Annotated in this window: 15 protein-coding genes; 10 read left to right on the plus strand and 5 right to left on the minus strand. The window is 66.7% G+C overall.

The window, feature by feature from the left end; all coding sequences use genetic code 11:
- Nucleotides 1-21: 21 nt before the first annotated feature.
- Nucleotides 22-1,575 (minus strand): DEAD/DEAH box helicase, encoded by a 1,554-nt coding sequence (locus AM586_RS24940; protein ID WP_060566799.1) that lies wholly within the window; start codon nucleotides 1,573-1,575, stop codon nucleotides 22-24.
- A 391-nt stretch (nucleotides 1,576-1,966) separates the two neighbouring features.
- Nucleotides 1,967-3,331 carry a transglycosylase SLT domain-containing protein gene (locus AM586_RS24945; RefSeq protein ID WP_047822152.1) on the minus strand — a complete coding sequence of 455 codons (1,365 nt, stop codon included), beginning with the start codon at nucleotides 3,329-3,331 and terminating at the stop codon, nucleotides 1,967-1,969.
- Nucleotides 3,332-3,769: 438 nt separating this feature from the next.
- On the opposite strand from AM586_RS24945, the gene AM586_RS24950 reads away from it, so the two are divergent.
- Complete coding sequence (locus tag AM586_RS24950) at nucleotides 3,770-4,339, plus strand: DUF1415 domain-containing protein (RefSeq protein WP_060566801.1); 570 nt, start codon at nucleotides 3,770-3,772, stop codon at nucleotides 4,337-4,339.
- Entirely contained in the window at nucleotides 4,320-4,556 is a 237-nt protein-coding gene (locus AM586_RS24955; protein ID WP_047822154.1) for a DUF1289 domain-containing protein, read from the plus strand. The genes AM586_RS24950 and AM586_RS24955 overlap by 20 nt, the downstream gene beginning before the upstream one ends.
- A 90-nt stretch (nucleotides 4,557-4,646) precedes the next feature.
- Here the strand turns inward: AM586_RS24955 and AM586_RS24960 are convergent, their stop codons facing one another.
- Entirely contained in the window at nucleotides 4,647-5,156 is a 510-nt protein-coding gene (locus tag AM586_RS24960; protein WP_047822155.1) for a DUF1993 family protein, read from the minus strand.
- A gap of 236 nt (nucleotides 5,157-5,392) precedes the next feature.
- Here AM586_RS24960 and AM586_RS24965 point away from each other — a divergent pair, with 236 nt between their 5' ends.
- Both AM586_RS24965 and AM586_RS24970 read left to right on the plus strand, forming a co-directional pair.
- The gene (locus AM586_RS24965; RefSeq protein WP_109370527.1) at nucleotides 5,393-8,557 is read left to right on the plus strand and encodes an EAL domain-containing protein; all 3,165 of its coding nucleotides are present in this window, start codon (nucleotides 5,393-5,395) and stop codon (nucleotides 8,555-8,557) included.
- 73 nt (nucleotides 8,558-8,630) lie between these two features.
- The gene (locus AM586_RS24970) at nucleotides 8,631-10,832 is read left to right on the plus strand and encodes a xanthine dehydrogenase family protein molybdopterin-binding subunit (RefSeq protein WP_047822205.1); all 2,202 of its coding nucleotides are present in this window, start codon (nucleotides 8,631-8,633) and stop codon (nucleotides 10,830-10,832) included.
- Here AM586_RS24970 and AM586_RS24975 read toward each other — a convergent pair.
- On the minus strand, nucleotides 10,829-11,257 hold the full coding sequence (locus AM586_RS24975; protein WP_047822207.1) for a thioredoxin family protein: 429 nt from the start codon (nucleotides 11,255-11,257) through the stop codon (nucleotides 10,829-10,831). The genes AM586_RS24970 and AM586_RS24975 overlap by 4 nt on opposite strands.
- A gap of 52 nt (nucleotides 11,258-11,309) precedes the next feature.
- Here AM586_RS24975 and tsaB point away from each other — a divergent pair, with 52 nt between their 5' ends.
- From tsaB to AM586_RS24995, 4 genes are read left to right on the plus strand one after another with little or no spacing between them, the layout of a single operon-like run.
- Nucleotides 11,310-12,044, plus strand: coding sequence for a tRNA (adenosine(37)-N6)-threonylcarbamoyltransferase complex dimerization subunit type 1 TsaB (tsaB, locus tag AM586_RS24980; protein WP_047822159.1), 735 nt, complete (start codon nucleotides 11,310-11,312; stop codon nucleotides 12,042-12,044).
- Nucleotides 12,044-12,532, plus strand: coding sequence for a ribosomal protein S18-alanine N-acetyltransferase (rimI, locus tag AM586_RS24985; protein ID WP_047822161.1), 489 nt, complete (start codon nucleotides 12,044-12,046; stop codon nucleotides 12,530-12,532). Before tsaB ends, rimI begins: the two co-directional genes overlap by 1 nt.
- Nucleotides 12,529-13,557: a uracil-DNA glycosylase gene (locus AM586_RS24990; RefSeq protein WP_060566802.1), complete on the plus strand. Its 1,029-nt coding sequence runs from the start codon at nucleotides 12,529-12,531 to the stop codon at nucleotides 13,555-13,557. Before rimI ends, AM586_RS24990 begins: the two co-directional genes overlap by 4 nt.
- Nucleotides 13,529-14,509: a DUF1853 family protein gene (locus tag AM586_RS24995; RefSeq protein WP_047822163.1), complete on the plus strand. Its 981-nt coding sequence runs from the start codon at nucleotides 13,529-13,531 to the stop codon at nucleotides 14,507-14,509. Before AM586_RS24990 ends, AM586_RS24995 begins: the two co-directional genes overlap by 29 nt.
- A gap of 93 nt (nucleotides 14,510-14,602) precedes the next feature.
- Here the strand turns inward: AM586_RS24995 and lplT are convergent, their stop codons facing one another.
- Nucleotides 14,603-15,865: a lysophospholipid transporter LplT gene (gene lplT, locus AM586_RS25000; protein WP_047822165.1), complete on the minus strand. Its 1,263-nt coding sequence runs from the start codon at nucleotides 15,863-15,865 to the stop codon at nucleotides 14,603-14,605.
- Nucleotides 15,866-16,016: 151 nt separating this feature from the next.
- Between lplT and alr the strand changes: the two genes are divergently transcribed.
- A complete protein-coding gene (gene alr, locus AM586_RS25005) occupies nucleotides 16,017-17,123 on the plus strand; it encodes an alanine racemase (RefSeq protein WP_047822167.1) in 1,107 nt (368 codons plus the stop codon).
- Nucleotides 17,124-17,138: 15 nt separating this feature from the next.
- On the plus strand, nucleotides 17,139-18,518 hold the full coding sequence (gene radA, locus AM586_RS25010) for a DNA repair protein RadA (RefSeq protein ID WP_047822169.1): 1,380 nt from the start codon (nucleotides 17,139-17,141) through the stop codon (nucleotides 18,516-18,518).
- The last annotated feature ends 62 nt before the right edge of the window (nucleotides 18,519-18,580 follow it).

The raw sequence follows: 18,580 nt of genomic DNA on the forward strand, positions 1-18,580 counted from the left end.
TTTTTTCATACCTTCTACCGATTAACGGTCGCCGAAGGTGCGGCGGGCGTTGTCCGCCGAACGCGGGTGCGAGGAACGATAGCCGCCTTCGCGCGGTGCGCTGTCGCGAGGTGCGCCATCGCGGCGCGGTGCGTCGCCACGGTAGCCGCCGCCGGCCGGACGGCCGCCTTCACGGTTGAAGCCAGCTTCACGGTTGTAACCGCCTTCGCGCGGTGCGGACTCGCTGCGATAGCCGCCTTCGCTGCGGAAGCCGCCTTCACGCGGACCCGAGCCCGGCTTGTGGAAGCTGCGCTGGCCAGGTTTGCCCGCAGCGTTGCGGCCGTCGCCCGGCTTCCAGCCCGGACGGTTGCCCGAACGCGCCGGCGCCGAACGCTTCGGCTCGAAACCTTCGACCACATCGACCGGGATGATCTGCTTGGTGAAGCGTTCGATGCGCTTGACGTTGATGCCTTCGGCGTGGTTCACCAGCGAGACGGCGATGCCGTTGCGGCCGGCGCGGCCGGTGCGGCCGATACGGTGCACGTAGTCTTCCGGGAACTTCGGCAGGTCATAGTTCACCACGTGGGTGATGGTCGGCACGTCGATGCCGCGCGCGGCGACGTCGGTGGCGACCAGCACCTTCACCTGGCCGCGGCGCATGCTGTCCAGGGTGCGGTTGCGCGCGCCCTGGTGCATGTCGCCGTGCAGGGCGGCAGCCGCGAAGCCGGCGATGTTCAGACGGTCGGCGATCATGTCGGCGTCGCGCTTGGTGGCGGTGAACACCACGGCCTGGTCCAGCGTGTCGTCGCGCAGCAGGTGATCCAGCAGGCGGTTCTTGTGCGACAGGTCATCGACGAAGTGCACCTTCTGCACGATGTTCTCGTGGCGCTTGGTGCCGCTGGCGATCTGGATAACCATCGGGTCCTTGGTGATGCGGCGCGCCATGTTGCCGACGACGCCGTCCAGGGTTGCCGAGAACAGCATGGTCTGGCGGGTGTCCGGGGTCGCGGCGACGATCTTCTCGATGTCTTCGATGAAGCCCATGTCGAGCATGCGGTCGGCTTCGTCCAGCACCAGGATCTCGAGCTGGGAGAAGTCGATCTTGCCGGACTCCATGTGGTCGATCAGGCGGCCCGGGGTCGCCACCAGGATCTCCGGATTCTTGGACAGCAGTTGCATCTGCTTCGGATACGGCATGCCGCCCAGGATCGAGACGGCGCGGATGCGGCGCATGAAAGCGGTGTACTGCTCGGTGGCGCTGGTCACCTGCAGGGCCAGTTCGCGGGTCGGGGTCAGGACCAGCATTTTCGGCTGGGCCGGCTTGAAACGGACGCGGTCGCCACGAGCCTTGGCCGCCTGCGCTTCCTGCGCCGGCGTACGGCCGATGGGGGCAGCTTCCTGGTTGGCGAACTTGTTCAGGGCCGGCAGCATGAATGCCGCGGTCTTGCCCGAACCGGTTTGCGACGAGACCAGCAGGTCGCGGCCAGCGATACCTGCAGGCACAGCCTGCTCCTGCACCGGGGTCGGCTTTTCATAGCCGGCAACCGACACTGCTTTGACGATGGACGTGTGTAAGCCTAGTGCTTCAAAACTCATTGTATTCTTTACTCTCGGTATAAATCGGTGAGCGCTACGCTATTCAACAGCGGAACGCAAAATAGCAACGCCAGCCAACAATACGAAATGACTCGGAAACGAAAGAAATTTCGGCACAAAAGCTTTGCGCCGGGACGGTGCCTTTACTGAATGGCACACAGGGCGGGAGGGCTTTATGGATGGGTATCTATCTACGATACCTGGGCTTGCGAAGCTTGCTTTTTACTACTGCTCTACTACTGGTGCATTGCCGCAGCGATGTTCGCGAACGCGTTTTTTTGCAGCGCACAAACCACACTATACCGTAGTTTCGAAAAGTCTGCAGGATGCACGCGAAAATGCGGCCAGCCTATCGGCCTGGCCGCCTCCGGGGAGCGCCCGGACCCGGCAATCAGCGGTGCTTGCGGCCGTTGGCGCGCACCGACGGCTTGCTGCCGCCCGAGACACGGCTCTTGATCTCGGCCACGGCGTGCGCCGCGCTTGCCTTGATGCGCTGGACGCCGCTCAGCTTGTGGCCCTTGTGCCGGCTTTCGCCGCGGTCGGCCTCGAGCGCGATCTGGGCGTTATCGATGATGTTTTCCGTGATGTCGCCGGCGCTGGCGCTGGTCTTCGGCACCAGGATGGTCGAGCCGGCCTTCAGGCGCATCTGCGGCGGGATGTTGTTGGCCTGGCGGATGACTTCCGGCGTGGTGCCGAACTTCGACGCCAGCGAGGCGATGCTCTCTTTCGCGCCGGTGATCTTGTGCGTGGTCCAGGACGACAGTGCGTGGCCCCACTGCGCCAGGTTCAGATGGAACTTTTCGGCGTTTTCCTTCGGCAGCAGGATCTTGGAGTCGCCGGCGATCACCGGCTTCTTGAATTGCGGATTCAGCGCCTTGAATTCGTCGACCGACATCTCGGCCAGCTGGGCGGCCACCGCCAGGTCGATGTCCGAGGTCTTGTCGATGGTGGTGAAGTAGGGCTGGTTGTCGATGGCCGGCAGGGTCACGCCGTACTGGGCCGGATTCGCGATGATGTTCTTGACCGCCTGCAGCTTCGGCACGTAGTTGCGGGTCTCGGCCGGCATCAGTTCGGCCAGGCTCTCGAAGTCGGTCGGCTTGCCGGCCGCGCGGTTCTTCTGGATCGCCTTCTGGACGTTGCCTTCCCCCCAGTTGTACGCCGCCAGGGCCAGTTGCCAGTCGCCGAACATGGTGTACAGGCGCTGCAGGTAGGTGAGGGCGGCGTCGGTCGAGGCCAGCACGCCGCGGCGCTCGTCCTTGAACATGTTCTGCTTCAGGTTGAAGTCGCGGCCGGTGCCCGGCACGAATTGCCACAGGCCGGACGCATCCGCGGTCGACAGGGCCTGCGGATTGAACGCCGATTCGATTACCGGCAGCAGCGCCAGTTCGGTCGGCATGCCGCGCTTTTCCAGTTCCTGCACCACGTGGTACAGGTAGAGCGAGGCGCGGCCCGAGGTGCGCGCCAGGTAGTCCGGACGGCTGGCGTACCATTGGATGTGCTTGGCGACCAGGGCATTGTCGACGTCCGGGATCGCGTAGCCGCTGCGGATGCGGCCCCACAGATCGGGATCCTTGTAGTCGTCGGCCTTGAGCGCCGTCAGGGATGCTGGCTGGGCCGGTTTGACGGCGGCCATCGCATTGATGCCGGGGGCGCTTTGCGTGATCGTGCTCGGGGCACTGTCAGCGGCATGGCTGATCGCGGGGGCCAACAGGATCGCGAGGGCCAGGGCTTGGGTGGTGCGAGTCGTTTCGTACATAGCTTTCCAGTGTTGCGTCCAGGAACGGTTAGGACTGACGAGTAAGGGAGCAGTGTAAGGACCAGTTAGCACGGCAGTCAAGAAGTATGTCGGCGCGGTTACAATTTTCTTTAACTAATTATTTTGCTAACAATCGCTTTTATATTGACAACTTTAATGAGGGTATAAACGATTTTTACGAAGATTTCATAGGCAGATTTCTTTGCGAAGAATATATACCCCCGGGTGTATGAGGAAATTGGGCGCGAACAGTTTAGGTGAAAAACGGGTTTCGTGATCATCCGGGCAGGCCCGGAATCGTCCCGAACAGGCTGATACCAGTTGCCATGGCCGTGCTTGCCAAGTTACCCCGGCTTGCCAGTCGATCTATGAGGGCACGCAAAGTGCGCGTACAATGCGGTCTCTGCGCGCCCGCGCTTTTGTAACTCTGGAAAGATCATGAGCACTGCCAACCTCAATGCCGACGATGACGAAATCATCGCCGCCACCCGCCGCTGGCTGGAACGCGCCGTCATCGGCCTGAACCTGTGTCCTTTCGCCAAGGCGGTGTATGTGAAGGAGCAGGTGCGCTACGTGGTCTCGCCGGCACGCACGCCGGAGGAGCTGCTGGAAACCCTGATGAACGAGCTGCAGGACCTGGCCGACACCGATCCGGAAAAGATCGACACGACTCTGCTGATCCACCCCTTCGTGCTGAACGATTTCCTGGACTTCAACGAATTCCTGGACGTGGCCGACGCCGCGGTGGAAGACATGTCGCTCGACGGCGAACTGCAGGTGGCGAGCTTCCATCCGGACTACCAGTTCGCGGACACCGACCCGAACGACATTTCGAACTACACCAACCGCGCGCCGTACCCGATCCTTCAACTGCTGCGCGAGGAGAGCATCGACCGCGCCGTGGAAGCCTTCCCGGAAGCGGAGGCGATCTTCGAGAAGAATATCGAGACCATGGAACAGCTCGGCCATGAAGGCTGGGACAAGCTCGATGTCGGCCCGGCCCGCTGATCAATCCCTGCCGCTGCCGGAACGGCCTGTCGGGGAGCTCCCGCAGCGCCCCGACACACCCTGTGTCGCGGTCTGCTCGACCACTTTCGACGAGATCTGCCGCGGCTGCGGCCGCACCGTGATCGAGGTGGCGCACTGGGTCTCGATGACGGCCGAGCAGAAGGAAACGGTGTGGCAGCGCATCCTGGCGCAGGGCTACCCGCGCCGCAACACCTGACCCAAATCAAACCGGGGTCAGACTCCGATTTTTGGCAATGTTCACTGGGATATTGCCGAAATCGGGAGTCTGACCCCGGTTTGCTTTTAGTTAAAAAGTACCGATAAAGTCCTTCTTGCCGATTTCCAGCCCGTTATGGCGCAGGATGTCGTACGCCGTCGTGGCGTGGAAATAGAAGTGGGGCAGGGAATAGTGCAGCAGGTAGGTCTGGCCGCCCTGGAACTGGCGCTGGTTGGCGCCGGTGCCGACTGTGATGTCGCGGCTCTCGCCGTCCTCGATCGCTTCGCGCGGCACGCTGTCGATGAAGGCGAGCGTCTTCGCGATCCGCGCCTGCAGGCCGGCGAAATCGGTTTCGACATCCTCATAGCGCGGCACCTCGACGCCGCCCAGGCGCGCCACCGTGCCCTTGGCGAAATCGGCCGCCACCTGCACCTGGCGCAGCAGCGGGAACATGTCCGGGAACAGGCGCGCCTGCAGCAGGGCCTGCGGCTCGATCTTCTTCAGGTCGGCATGCGACTCGGCCTTTTCCAGGATCGCCGCCAGGCTGCCCAGCACTTGCCGGAACACCGGTACGGATGCGGCATACATCGATAGGCTCATCGTATTTCCTCCTCTATATATAGTAGACCGACATCATAGCAAGGCCGAAACGTGGCTGCACAGTCACGCTTGCCGCGCCAAATGCTTGCTGCACAAGACAATTTGCTGACTTGTGGAAACTTTGTGTGCATAATCTGCCAACACATACCGAGAATTTTCACAAAAAGTCGTCGTCTCCCGGGTACCCCCCGTCTGTCATGTCTGCTTCAGGATTCACGTCGAAAGTTGCCAAACGCATGTTGACCCTGCGCCTGCCGCGCTTGTACGGTCATTCGCTGTACGGCGCGCTGCTGCTGCTGGTGTTTGGCGGGCTGGCGGTGCCGGCCCTGGTGGGCAGCTGGTTCCTGGTCGGCGTGCAGGAGCGCCAGGCCGCGCGCACGGTGCTGGACGAGACCCTTCAGCGCAACGCCGACATCCTCGCCCTCGGCATGCAGGAATCGCTGTGGAACATGAACGCCGAGGCCGCGCGTTCGCTGGTCGACTCCGTGATGCGCGACCCGGCCGTGCTGCACGTGCGGGTGCGCGCCCAGGGGGATGACGCCTTCATCGACGAGCGCGCCGCCCTGGCGCCGGAGGGCCGCATGTTCCGCGCCGAGCGGACCGTGGTGGTGCACGGCCAGCCGATCGGCCGCGTGCTGGTCGAGATGGACGACAGCCGCAGCCAGCATGAACTGCGCGCCAAGCAGTGGCGCTATGCCGGCGTGCTGGCGGCGCAGCTGGCGGTCTCGCTGCTGCTGATCGTGCTGCTGCTCAAGCGCCGCCTGCTGGCGCCGCTGCGCAGCCTGACGCGCTTTTCCGACACCCTGTCGCGCGGCGACTTCGACACCCCGCTGGTGCTGGCGTCGCGCGACGAACTGGGCCTGCTGGGCGCGCAGATGGAGCGCATGCGGATCGCGATCCGCGAACTGTTCGCCGACATCGGGCGCCGCGAAGAGCGCTTCCGCACCATCGTGACCCAGGTGCCGGGCGCCGTGTTCCGCGCCCGCCCAGGCGGCAGCATCGACTTCGTCAGCGACGCCATCGAGGAGATCTCCGGCTACCCGGCGCGTCTGTTCATGAGCGTGAATACCGACCGCTGGTCCGACATCATCTGCCCCGAAGACCGCCGCATGCACCGGCGCCTGGTCAAGGAGGCGATGCTGGCCGCGCGGCCCTACGAGGTCGAGTACCGGATCGTCGATGCCGACGGGATCGAGCGCTGGGTGCTGGAGGTCGGCCAGCCAGCGGCCCAGGGCGGCGACGCCGCGTTCTGGATCGACGGGCTGATCTCCGACATCAGCGAGCGCAAGCACAACGAGATGCGCATCGAGGCCCTGCTGGCCGAACAGGGGGTGGTGCTCGACTCGGTCATGTTCGGCATCCTGCACGTGCGCGAGCGGCGCGTGGTCTCGAGCAACCGCCAGTTCGACGAGATGTTCGGCTATGCCGAGGGCGAGCTGGCCGGCGAGTCGGTGATCGCGCTGTTCCCCACGCCGGAGGATTGCGACGAGGCCCTGCGCGTCAGTGTCCCGGTGCTGGCCGGCGGCGCCGAATTCAACGACGAGCGCCAGTTCCGGCGCCGCGACGGCAGCCTGTTCTGGTGCATGACGAGCGGGCGCGCGCTCGACCCCGAGCGCCCTGACGAAGGCGCGATCTGGGTGTTCGCCGACGTCAGCGAGCGCCGCCAGGCCGAGGAAAAGCTGCGCCTGTCGGCCACCGTGCTCGAACATATCGCCGACGGCGTGATGGTGATCGACGTGCATGGCCGCATCGTCGCCGTGAATCCGGCTTATACCCAGATCACCGGCTATACCGAGATCGAAGCGGTCGGCCGGGAGTCGGGCCTGACCCGCGCCAGCCTGGCCAGCAGCGCGGGTCACGAGCCGGCGTTCTACGACAGCCTGTGGCGCGACCTCGCGGAAACCGGTTTCTGGCGCGGCGAGATCTGGAGCACTCGCAAGAACGGCGAAGGCTATCTCGAGTGGCTGACGGTGTCCGCGGTGCGCGACGATGACGACACGGTCAGCCATTACGTCTGCGTGTTCAGCGACATCACCAAGCTCAAGGAATCGCAGGATAAGCTCGATCACCTGGCCCACCACGACCCGCTCACCGGCCTGCCGAACCGCCTGCTGTTCCATGACCGCCTGCAGCACGCGATGGCGTGCGCCGCCCGCGCCAGCCGGCAGCTGGCCGTAATCTTCATCGACCTGGACCGCTTCAAGAACGTCAACGACACCCTCGGTCACCACGTCGGCGACGAGCTGCTGAAGCAGGTCGCCACCTCGCTGTCCGGCTGCCTGCGCGACGGCGACACCCTGGCGCGCCTGGGCGGCGACGAATTCATCGTGCTGCTGGAAGACGTCGACGGTGAGCGCGGCGCGCGCATGGTGGCGGAAAAACTGATGCATCTGTTCGAGCAGCCGGCGCTGGTGTCGGAGTACGAGCTGTTCGTCACCGGCAGCGTCGGCATCAGCCTGTTCCCGCAGGACGGGACCGACCTGAATGTCCTGATCCGCAATGCGGACATCGCGATGTACCAGGCAAAGGCGCGCGGCCGCAACGGCTATGCCTTCTACGCGCCGTCGATGGACGGCGAGGGCGTCGAGCGCCTGCGACTGGAAGCGCTGCTGCGCCGCGCGATCGAGAAGAACGAGATCTGGCTGGCGTACCAGCCGCAGGTCGAGATCGACAGCGGACGCCTGATCGGGGTCGAGGCCCTGGTGCGCTGGAACAGTGCGGAGCTGGGCCCGGTGGGGCCGGACCGCTTCATCCCGCTGGCCGAGGACATCGGCTTCATCAACCAGCTCGGGGGCTGGGTGCTGGAAAAGGCCTCTCGCCAGATGGTGGAATGGGATCGCGCCGGCCTGTCCGTGCCGAAGATCGCGGTCAACCTGTCGGCCCGCCAGTTCGACCGCGGCGGCATCGCCGGCCAGGTCGAAAAGGTGCTGCGCGAGACCGGTCTGCCGCCGCAGCGCCTGCAGCTCGAGGTAACCGAATCGGTGATCATGAACACCGGCGACGCCATGCAGTATATTAACGACTTGCACGCGATCGGCGTCGGGCTCGCGATCGACGATTTCGGCACCGGCTATTCCTCGCTGGCCTACCTGAAGCGGCTGCCGGTGCAGACGCTGAAGATCGACCGCAGCTTCATCAAGGACATCTCGACCGATCCGAACGACGAAGCGATCGCGATCGCCATCATCCAGCTCGGCAAGAGCATGAACCTGGCGGTGATCGCGGAGGGCGTCGAGACGGTCGAGCAGGCGGCCTTCCTGCTGCGGCACGGCTGCCGGCGCGCGCAGGGATACCTGTATGCCCGGCCCTTGCCGCCGGAGCAGCTGTTTGCACAATGGGGACAATATGATAATGCGCGATATGGATACGCCGGAGCAGGGCAAGAGCAAGAGCAAGCCTAGGGGCACGGCGCGAACTCCCTCCGCTGGCAGGCGCCGCTTTCTGCTGGGCGGCCTGGCCGCCGGCGGCGCGCTGATGGTCGGCTGGGGCTTGATGCCGCCGCGCCAGCGCCTGCGCACCGCCAGCCCGCTGGCCGTGGAGGCGGGCGCGGTCGCCCTCAACGGCTGGGTCGCGATCGCGGCCGACGGCACCGTCTCGGTGGTGGTGCCGCGCAGCGAGATGGGGCAGGGCGTGAACACCGCGCTGCCGATGCTGCTGGCCGAGGAGCTCGACGCCCCCCTGGCGAGCGTCCGCATCTCCCAGGCGCCGATCGACAAGATCTTCGGCAACCTCACCGTGCTGCGCGAGAACCTGCCTTTCCACCCCGACGACCGCGGCAGCCTCAAGCAGGGCGTGCAATGGGTGATGTCCAAGGTCGGCCGCGAGCTGGGCCTGATGTTCACGGGCGGCTCGACCAGCGTGAAGGACGCATGGATGCCGATGCGCGAAGCGGGCGCGGTGGCGCGCGCGATGCTGCTGCGCGCCGCCGCCGAACAGTGGAAGATCGAGGCGGCGCGCCTGGCGACGCGCGACGGCTTCGTCCTGCATCCCGACGGCCGCCGTCTCGGCTACGGCGAACTGGCCGCACGCGCAGCGAGCGTCGGCGCCGATATCGAACCGGGCGACGTGCGCCTGAAGACGCCGGCCGAATTCCGCCTGATCGGCCAGCCGGTGCCGCGCCGCGACAGCCCGGCCAAGGTGAACGGCACGGCGCTGTTCGGCATCGACGCGCGCGTGCCCGGCATGCTGTACGCCGCCGTCAGGATGGCGCCGGTAGTCGGCGCGGGTGTCGCGTCCTTCGACGCGGCGAAGGCACTGGCGATGCCGGGCGTGGTGAAGGTGGTCGAGGTGTCGTCGGCGCTGCCGCGGTTTTCCGGCGCCGGCGCCGGCGTGGCGGTGGTGGCGAAGACCTGGTGGCAGGCGAAGCAGGCGGCCGGCGCGCTGTCCGTCACATGGAGCGCCAGCCCGCACGCCGGGCTGTCCAGCGAGGCGATCTTCGCCGACTTCGCGAAGCTGCTCGACAGCGAATCCGGCTTCACCTATTTCGAGAGCGGCAGCCAGGACGTGCAGGGCGCCAGGACCCTGCAGGCCGAATACCGCGCGCCCTTCCTGGCGCACGCCACCATGGAGCCGATCAACTGCACCGCCCAGCTCAAGGACGGCAAGCTGAAGCTGTGGACCTCGACCCAGGTGCCGAGCGTGGCGGTCGAGGTGGCGGCCAGGGTCGCCGGCGTCGACCGCGCCGACGTCGCGCTCGACGTGATGCTGCTGGGCGGCGGTTTCGGGCGGCGCCTGGAAACCGATATGGTGGCGCAGGCGGTCGCCATCGCCAGGGCAGTCCCGGGCCAGGCGGTGCAGCTGGTCTGGACCCGCGAGGACGATATCGGGCACGACGTCTACCGCCCCCAGGCGCTGGAGCGCTTTGCCGCGAAGCTGGACGCCCAGGGCAACGTGATCGCCTGGGATAACAAATCGGTCAGCGGCGCGATCGGCCACCAGTACTTCCCGCGCAACCTGGGCCTGCCCGGCATCGGCCCGGACAAGACCACGGCCGAGGGCGAGTACGACATGCAGTATGCGATCCCGAACCGCCGCATCGCCCACGTGATCGCCGACAGCGCGGTATCGATCGGCTACTGGCGCTCGGTCGGCCACTCGCACAACGCCTTCTTCAAGGAAGGCTTCCTGGACGAGGTCGCGCATGCGGCCGGCAAGGACCCGGTGCTGCTGCGGCGCGAACTGCTGCGCGGGCATCCGCGCCACCTGGCGGTGCTGGACGCGGCCCTGGCCAAGGCCGGCAGCGCGCCGGAGGGCCGGGCGCATGGCGTGGCGGTGCACCAGTCCTTCGGCAGCATCGTGGCCCAGGTGGCCGAGGTGTCCGTGCTCGACAAGCAGATCCGCGTGCACCGCGTGGTATGCGCGGTCGATTGCGGGATCGTCGTGAACCCGAACATCCTGGCCCAGCAGGTCGAGTCGGCGGTGGTGTTCGGCCTGTCGGCGGCGCTCGCCGGCGAGATCACGCTGAAGGACGGACAGGTCCAGCAGACCAACTTCGGCGATTATCCGGTGTTGCGGATGAACGAGGCGCCGCTGGTCGAGACCGTGATCGTCCCCAGCATCGAGCCGCCCGAGGGCATGGGCGAGCCCGCCACGCCGCCGGTGGCGCCGGCGGTGGCGAGCGCGGTATTCAAGTTGACGGGGCAGCGGCTGCGCAGCCTGCCGCTGCGGCTGGCTTAAGAATCGGCGTTTGCCAACAGAGTGCGCAAATTGCACTCCCGCTGCCACGCGCGCCGCTCCTCGCTGGACGTCGCCAGGCGCGCCAGTTCGTCGTCCGGAAGGGCGGCCTGCGACTGCACCAGGCGGTCGGCCACGTTCGCATCCGGCAGCATGGCGCCGAAGAAGGCGACCCGGTCGCCGCGTTGCAGCAGCAGGGTAGGGAAGTTGTCGACGTCGAGGTCGCCGACCACGTCGGCCTGGTCTTCGATGTCGATCCAGACGAAGGTCTTGTCCGGGTGGCGCGCGGCCAGGGACTCGAAGCCGGCGCGGTAGGTCGAGCAGGTGCCGCACCAGGCGGCGCACAGGCAGGCGACGACCCATCCCTCGCCATCCAGGGCGGCGGCGAGCTGGTCTCGGTTGTCGGACTCAAGTAACAGGCTAGGCATGGGCCGGATTTTACGGCTTTTGGCCGACAGGCGCCACGGGTTAAAATACGGCATGCCTATCATCCTTGCCATCGAAACCTCGTCCGAGCTGGCGTCCTGCGCGCTGTTCAACAGCGACGCCACCGCGCCGGCCGCCTCTTCCACCGTCTTCGCCCGCGAATCCGAAGGGGTGCGCACCCATTCGCAATCGGTGCTGCCGATGGTGCAGGAGCTGCTGCGCGAGGCCGGCGTCAAGCTGGCCGACTGCGACGCCATCGCCTTCGGCGCCGGCCCAGGTTCCTTCACCGGCGTGCGCACCGCCTGCGGCGTGGCCCAGGGCCTGGCTTTCGGCGCCGGCCTGCCGGTGCTGCCGATGGTGACCCTGGAAGCGATGGCCGAAGCCTGCCGCGCTGCGAGCTCCGCGACCGAGGTGCTGGCCGTGCTGGACGCGCGCATGGGCGAGGTCTACTGGGCGCAGTACCGCTATGAAAACGGCAACTGGCGCGAAGTCTCGGCGCCTGCGCTGTGCGCGCCGCAGGACGTCGCGCCGCTGCCCGCGAACGGCCTGGCCGCCTGCGGCAACGGTTTCGCGGCCTACCCGGAAGCGTTTGCCGGCAAGGACTTCGCCGCGAATGCCCTCGGCGGCGTGCTGCCGCATGCGCGCGAGCTGGCCTTGCTGGGCGTGCATGCGCTGGCCGCCGGCCAGGCGGTGCCGGCCGACCAGGCCCAGCCGCTCTACCTGCGCAACAAGGTGGCCTACACCAGCGCCGAGCGCCAGGCGATCAATGCGGCGAAGGCGGCCGGCTGATGAGCGCATCGCCGGAACTGGGCGCCACCGCGCGGGATGGGCTGGCGCTGCGCCCGATGGTGGTGGCCGACATCGACGAGGTGCATGCGCTGGAATGCAGCGTGTTTCCGCATCCCTGGAGCCGCGCCAACTTCGTCGATTCGCTGGCCAGCGGCTATGACGCCTGGGTGCTGCGCGAGCCGGACGAAGGGCAACTGGCCGGCTACTTCCTGCTGATGTATGCGGTGGACGAAGCCCACCTGCTGGACGTCGCCGTCAGCGGCGAGCGTCAGGGCAGCGGCCTGGGCCGCTATCTGCTGGACCGGATCGTCGCACGTGCGCGCGCGATGGGCATGGGCTCGATCCTGCTGGAAGTGCGGCCCTCGAACGGGCGCGCGCTGCAGGTGTACGAGCGCTACGGTTACACGCAGATCGGGCGCCGCAAGGGGTATTATCCAGCCCATGAGGGAAAGCGCGAGGACGCGATCGTGATGAGGTTTGTACTATGAACGGGTTTGCCGAACGCGACGCCATCTTCCTGGCGGAGATGGGGATTGCGCCGCTCTGGCATCTGCGGAATGCAGCAAGCGAGGCGCCGCTTGCCGAAGCTGCGCGGGCTGAAGAAGCGGCCTTGGCAAGCGCGCCGGCGGTGGCCGAAGCGCTGCCGGCCGCGCGCCAGGATGCGGCCGAAGACGCTTTCGGCGCGGTCGTGTCCCCACCTGCGCCCGCCCAGGCCGCGCCGCCTGCGCCGCCGGCCGCACCTGCGCCTGCACCTGCGCCTGCGCCTGCGCCGCGACCGGTGCAGCCGGGCCCGCGTCCGCTGCAGCCGGTCGCCCAGTCGGTGTCGGCGCTGGCGCCGGTCGCGCCCGAAGACCTGGCCTGGGACGACGCCGCTTTGCCGGCCGATGCCACGCCGGAAGAGATCGCGCAGATGGACTGGGACCAACTGGGGCTGGCGATCGCCTCCTGCCGCCGCTGCAGCGCCTGCCGCGAGGGCCGCGCGCCGGTGCCGGGCACGGGCGCCAGGAAGGCGCGCTGGCTGGTGGCGGTCGGCGCCTCGACCGCGGCCGACGAGAAGGCCCGCGTGCCGCTGGCCGGCGAGCCCGGCAAGCTGCTCGACAATATGCTGGCGGCGGTGGAGCTGTCGCGCGAGCGCGAGGTCTACATCACCAACCTGATCAAGTGCCGCCCGACCACCCCGGCCGGTGGCGACCGCGCGCCGACGCCCGAGGAAGCGATGGCCTGTCGACCCTACCTGGAGCGCGAGCTGGCGCTGACCGGCGCCGGCACCGTGCTGACCCTGGGCCAGATCGCGGCCAATACCCTGCTCGGACGCCCGCTGGCGGAGCCGCTGGCCGGCGTGCGTGGAGGTCCGTATCCCTTGCCAGGCGCCGGGGCGACCCTGGTGGCGACCCTCCATCCGGGCGAGCTGCTGCGGCGCGGCGGCGACAAGGCCCTGGCCTGGGCCGACCTGTGCCGGGCGCGCGCCGCCAGCGCTGCGGCCGATGGAAGCGCCGGTGCGCGGCGCGGCTGACAATTACCAGTCGTATTTCGAGCGCCGCTGGGGCCATCTGCGGCGCGCCCGGGTGCGGGCCCTGGCCTGGCTGCTGGACGCGCCCGACCTGCTCGACATCCACGATCCGCACTGGGAAGGCCGGATCGCCACCCTCGGCCCGGTCCTGCCTGCGACCGAGCGCTGGCTGGCGGCGCTGGACGAGGATCCGTCGGCGCTCGACGCCGCCCTCGGCGCCAAGCCGAGTACCCGCCTCGGCCTGTACGCGGAAAAGCTGATGGCCTTCTATTTCGCCGAGCAGGGCAGGCTGGTCGCCCATGGGGTGCAGGTGCGGGCCGGGCGCGACGCCACCATCGGCGAATTCGACTTCCTGCTCGATGCCGGGCCGGATGGCGTCGAGCACATCGAGTTCGCCACCAAGTTCTACCTGCTGCAGGGCGAAGTCCACGGCGATATCGTGTCGAGCTTCGACAACTTCGTCGGTCCCAACCTGGCCGACAGCCTGGGCCGCAAGATGCGCAAGGTCTTCGACCGCCAGCTCCAGCTCGGCGCGCATCCGGCGGCGCAGGAGCTGCTGCCGCGTCCGGTGGTGAGTGCGAAGGCGCTGGTGAAGGGCTGGCTGTTCTATCCGGCCGGGACCTATTTTGCGATGGGCGGCATCACCGCCGGCCACTGCCGCGGCTTCTGGTGCGCGCTGTCGGAACTCGAGCAGATGGATGCCGACCGCTTCCTGGTCCTGCCGCGCCTGCAGTGGCTGCCGCCGTTCCGGGCCTCGTCCGCGACCTGGATGCTGGACCGCGCCCAATTGGTCGCCGAGCTGGCCGATCATTTCGAGAACGCGGGCAATCCCGTGCTGGTGGCGGTGGTCCGCGACGACCGCAGCAATGGCGAAGGCAGCATCGTCGAGATCGAGCGCGGCTTCATCGTCCCCGACGACTGGCGCGAACGCGCCGGCGCCCGCCCATATCCCTGACAAACATCAAACCGGGGTCAGACTCCAAATTTTGGAAAGAGTGCAGAAGAAATTGCCAAAAACCGGAGTCTGACCCCGGTTTTTGGCAACAAATCAGTGCTTGTGCTCGCCAATCAGCGCCAGCGAGTCGTGCTCGCGCTGGTTGGCGGCGTGGCGGCGGCCGATCAGGAACATCAGGCCGGCGAGGGCGAAGCCGAACAGGACGATGATGACGTTCAGGTCCAGGTTCAGCGTGATCATGATGGCGTACACGGCCAGCATGGTCAGGATCGACAGGTTCTCGTTGAAGTTCTGCACGGCGATCGAATGGCCGGCGCTCATCAGCACGTGGCCGCGGTGCTGCAGCAGGGCGTTCATCGGCACCACGAAGAAGCCGGACAGCAGGCCGATGATCAGGAGCAGCGGCACGGCGACGGTCACCGAATACACCAGGGTCATGGCCATCACCACGATGCCCATGATGATGCCGAGCGGGATCACGGTCAGCGATTTCTTCAGCGGGATCATCTTGGCCGCCATCGCGGCGCCGACCGCCACCCCGATCGCGACCACGCCGATCAGGGTCGAGGCCTTGTCCAGCTTCATATGCAGCGAACGCTCGGCCCACTTCAGCACGATGAACTGCAGGGTCGCGCCGGCGCCCCAGAACAGGGTCGTCACAGCCAGCGAGATCTGGCCCAGCTTGTCTTTCCACAGCGTGGCCGAGCATTCGGCGAAGTCGGCGATCAGCTTGATCGGATTGCGCTCCTGGTGTTCATAGTGGGCGCCGGTGTCGGGGATGCGCAGGTTGAACAGGGCGGCCAGCGCGTACACGGCGATCAGCACCGCCAGCGAAGCCTTGACCGGGGTGTCGATGCCGGTATCGATGACGGGGAAGTCCAGCGTCATCAGCCAGGCGCCGCCATGGGTGCTGACCAGCGCGCCGCCCATCACGGTGCCGAGGATGATCGACATCACGGTCAGGCCTTCGATCCAGCCATTGGCCGCGACCAGTTTTTCGGGCGGCAGCAGCTCGGTCAGGATGCCGTACTTGGCCGGCGAATACACGGCGGCGCCGAAACCGACCACGGCGCAGGCGATCAGCGGATGGACGCCGAAGAAGATGAGGCAGCAGCCGAACACCTTGATCAGGTTGGCGATGAACATGACCCGCCCCTTGGGCATCGAATCGGCGAACGCGCCGACGAACGCGGCCAGCAGGACGTAGAACAGCACGAAGGACAGCTTCAGCAGGGGCGTCAGCGAGGGTGGGGCTTTCATCGCCGTCAGCAGACCGATCGCAACGAAGATCAATGCGTTATCTGCCAGCGACGAAAAAAACTGCGCCGCCATGATGGTGTAAAAACCACGATTCATTCGAGACGTTCTAAAAACTAGTGTGGGTTGCTTTATACCATGAAAGACCGCCAGCCCAAAGAAATCGACAATTCGCCATTTCAACAGCAGGACGCCCGGTTGGCGCTAAAATGGCACTTCCGTTCGCCAGATTCGCCCCCATCTTCCGCCCATGCCACGTCCCCTCCACGCCATCATCCATCTCGATGCAATGCAGCACAACCTCGCCCGCGCGCGCGCCTGCGCGCCCACGGCGCGGGTATGGGCGGTGGTCAAGGCGAACGCCTACGGCCACGGCCTGGAGTGCGGCATGCGCGGCTTTGCCGAGGCCGACGGCCTGGCCCTGATCGAGACCGAGAACGCGCTGCGCCTGCGCGAGCTGGGCTGGGTCAAGCCGATCCTGCTGCTGGAAGGGATTTTCGACGACGCTGACGTGCCCTTGCTGGCCGAGCACAATATCAATAGCGCGGTGCACTGCATCGAGCAGGTGAAAATGTTGGAATACACCCAGCTCTACCGCCCGATCGATGTGCACCTGAAGATGAATACCGGAATGAATCGGCTCGGCTTCCGTCCCGAGGAGTATGCGGCGGCCTACCGGCGCCTGCGCGCGATCCCCGGCATCCGCAACATCACCCTGATGACCCACTTCGCCAACGCCGACGAGCTGGAGCACCCGCGCCTGTCGATTGCCGAACAGGTGCGCCGCTTCCGCGAAGGCGCGGCCGGGCTGGAAGGGCAGCGCAGCCTGTCGAATTCCGGCGGCGTGCTGCACCAGGCTGCGCTGGCCAAGGAATTGCACAATGACTGGGTCCGCCCCGGCGTGATGCTGTACGGCGGCACCCCGGGCGGCGGCGTCTCGGCCGGCGCCTACGGCCTGCTGCCGACCATGACCCTGAAATCCGAGGTCATCGGCATCCAGCAGCTGGCGGCGGGCGACACCGTCGGCTACGGCAGCCGCTTTGTCGCGGAGGCGCCGATGACGATCGGCGTGGTGGCCTGCGGCTATGCGGACGGCTACCCGCGCCATGCCGAGCACGGCACGCCGGTGATCGTCGACGGCGTCAAGACGCGCCTGATCGGCCGGGTCTCGATGGACATGATGACGGTCGACCTGACGCCGGTCGCCAATGCGCGCGTCGGCAGCAAGGTGACCCTGTGGGGCGACGGCCTGCCGATCGACGAGGTGGCGCAGGGCGCCGGCACGATCGGCTATGAACTGATGTGCGCCCTGGCGCCGCGCGTGCGGGTCGCCGAGGGCCGACTTGGAACCGACTAATACATATATATAGCAATGGCAAAAGCACGTACCAGTTTCGTCTGTAACGATTGCGGCAGCGTGGCCAGCCGCTGGACCGGCCAGTGCGGCGACTGCAAGGCATGGAATACCATGAGCGAGCAGGTCGAGACCGCCGGCCTGAACCGGATGTCGCAGACTCCCGGCATGCATAAAAGCCTGGCGCAGACCGCGCCGGTGCTGTCGCTGGCCGACATCGACGCGATCGACGTGCCGCGTTTCGGCACCGGCATCGAGGAATTCGACCGCGTGCTGGGCGGCGGCCTGGTGGCCGGCGGCGTGGTGCTGATCGGCGGCGACCCCGGCATCGGCAAGTCGACCCTGCTGCTGCAGGCGCTGGCCAACCTGGCCGCCACCCGCAATACTTTATATGTCTCGGGCGAGGAATCCGGCGCCCAGATCGCCCTGCGCGCGCGCCGCCTGCAGGTCGAGGCGAAAGAGCTCAAGCTGCAGGCCGAGATCCAGCTCGAGAAGATCCTCGGCACCATCGCCGACATCAAGCCGGACGTGTGCGTGATCGACTCGATCCAGACCCTGTACTCGGATGCGCTGACTTCGGCGCCGGGCTCGGTGTCCCAGGTGCGCGAGTGCGCGGCCCAGCTGACCCGGGTGGCCAAGCAGACCGGCGTGACCATCATCCTGGTCGGCCACGTCACGAAAGAGGGTTCGCTGGCCGGTCCTCGCGTGCTCGAGCACATCGTCGACACCGTGCTGTACTTCGAGGGCGACACCCAGAGCAGCTTCCGCCTGGTGCGGGCGATCAAGAACCGCTTCGGCGCGGTCAACGAGCTGGGCGTGTTCGCGATGACGGAAAAGGGCCTGAAAGGGGTGTCGAACCCATCGGCCCTGTTCCTGTCGCAACACGACAGCCAGGTGCCGGGCTCCTGCGTGATGGTGACCCAGGAGGGGACGCGGCCGCTGCTGGTCGAGATCCAGGCCCTGGTCGACACCAGCCACCTGCCGAACGCGCGCCGCCTGTCGGTCGGCCTGGAGCAGAACCGCCTGGCGATGCTGCTGGCGGTGCTGCACCGGCATGCCGGCATCGCCGCCTTCGACCAGGACGTGTTCATCAACGCAGTGGGCGGCGTGAAGATCACCGAGCCGGCGGCCGACCTGGCCGTCCTGCTGGCCATTAATTCATCGATGCGCAGCAAGCCGCTGCCGCGCGGCCTGGTGGTGTTCGGCGAGGTCGGCCTGGCCGGCGAAATCCGCCCGGCCCCGCGCGGCCAGGAGCGCCTGCGCGAAGCCGCCAAGCTGGGCTTTTCGGTGGCCGTGATCCCGAAGTCGAATGTGCCGAAGCAGCCGATCGAGGGGATGACCATCGTGGCGGTCGAACGTATCGACGAGGCTTTCAACAAACTGCGCGAACTCGACTGAAAGTGCCCCTGAAGCTGTTGTCGAGCGCTTTGAAGCTTTATAATCCCTGGCTGGTTTGATAA

Source organism: Massilia sp. WG5, assembly GCF_001412595.2.
GTDB lineage: Bacteria > Pseudomonadota > Gammaproteobacteria > Burkholderiales > Burkholderiaceae_D > Telluria.

Excerpts from the sequence above, each read along its gene's own strand:
- AM586_RS24950 (WP_060566801.1), top strand. The coding sequence starts at position 3,770 with ATGAGCACTGCCAACCTCAATGCCGACGATGACGAAATCATCGCCGCC.
- AM586_RS24955 (WP_047822154.1), top strand. The coding sequence starts at position 4,320 with ATGTCGGCCCGGCCCGCTGATCAATCCCTGCCGCTGCCGGAACGGCCT.
- alr (WP_047822167.1), top strand. The coding sequence starts at position 16,017 with ATGCCACGTCCCCTCCACGCCATCATCCATCTCGATGCAATGCAGCAC.
- AM586_RS24945 (WP_047822152.1), bottom strand. The coding sequence starts at position 3,331 with ATGTACGAAACGACTCGCACCACCCAAGCCCTGGCCCTCGCGATCCTG.
- AM586_RS24960 (WP_047822155.1), bottom strand. The coding sequence starts at position 5,156 with ATGAGCCTATCGATGTATGCCGCATCCGTACCGGTGTTCCGGCAAGTG.
- tsaB (WP_047822159.1), top strand. The coding sequence starts at position 11,310 with ATGCCTATCATCCTTGCCATCGAAACCTCGTCCGAGCTGGCGTCCTGC.
- AM586_RS24975 (WP_047822207.1), bottom strand. The coding sequence starts at position 11,257 with ATGCCTAGCCTGTTACTTGAGTCCGACAACCGAGACCAGCTCGCCGCC.
- AM586_RS24940 (WP_060566799.1), bottom strand. The coding sequence starts at position 1,575 with ATGAGTTTTGAAGCACTAGGCTTACACACGTCCATCGTCAAAGCAGTG.
- radA (WP_047822169.1), top strand. The coding sequence starts at position 17,139 with ATGGCAAAAGCACGTACCAGTTTCGTCTGTAACGATTGCGGCAGCGTG.
- AM586_RS24990 (WP_060566802.1), top strand. The coding sequence starts at position 12,529 with ATGAACGGGTTTGCCGAACGCGACGCCATCTTCCTGGCGGAGATGGGG.
- AM586_RS24965 (WP_109370527.1), top strand. The coding sequence starts at position 5,393 with ATGTTGACCCTGCGCCTGCCGCGCTTGTACGGTCATTCGCTGTACGGC.
- AM586_RS24970 (WP_047822205.1), top strand. The coding sequence starts at position 8,631 with ATGGTCGGCTGGGGCTTGATGCCGCCGCGCCAGCGCCTGCGCACCGCC.
- rimI (WP_047822161.1), top strand. The coding sequence starts at position 12,044 with ATGAGCGCATCGCCGGAACTGGGCGCCACCGCGCGGGATGGGCTGGCG.
- AM586_RS24995 (WP_047822163.1), top strand. The coding sequence starts at position 13,529 with ATGGAAGCGCCGGTGCGCGGCGCGGCTGACAATTACCAGTCGTATTTC.
- lplT (WP_047822165.1), bottom strand. The coding sequence starts at position 15,865 with ATGAATCGTGGTTTTTACACCATCATGGCGGCGCAGTTTTTTTCGTCG.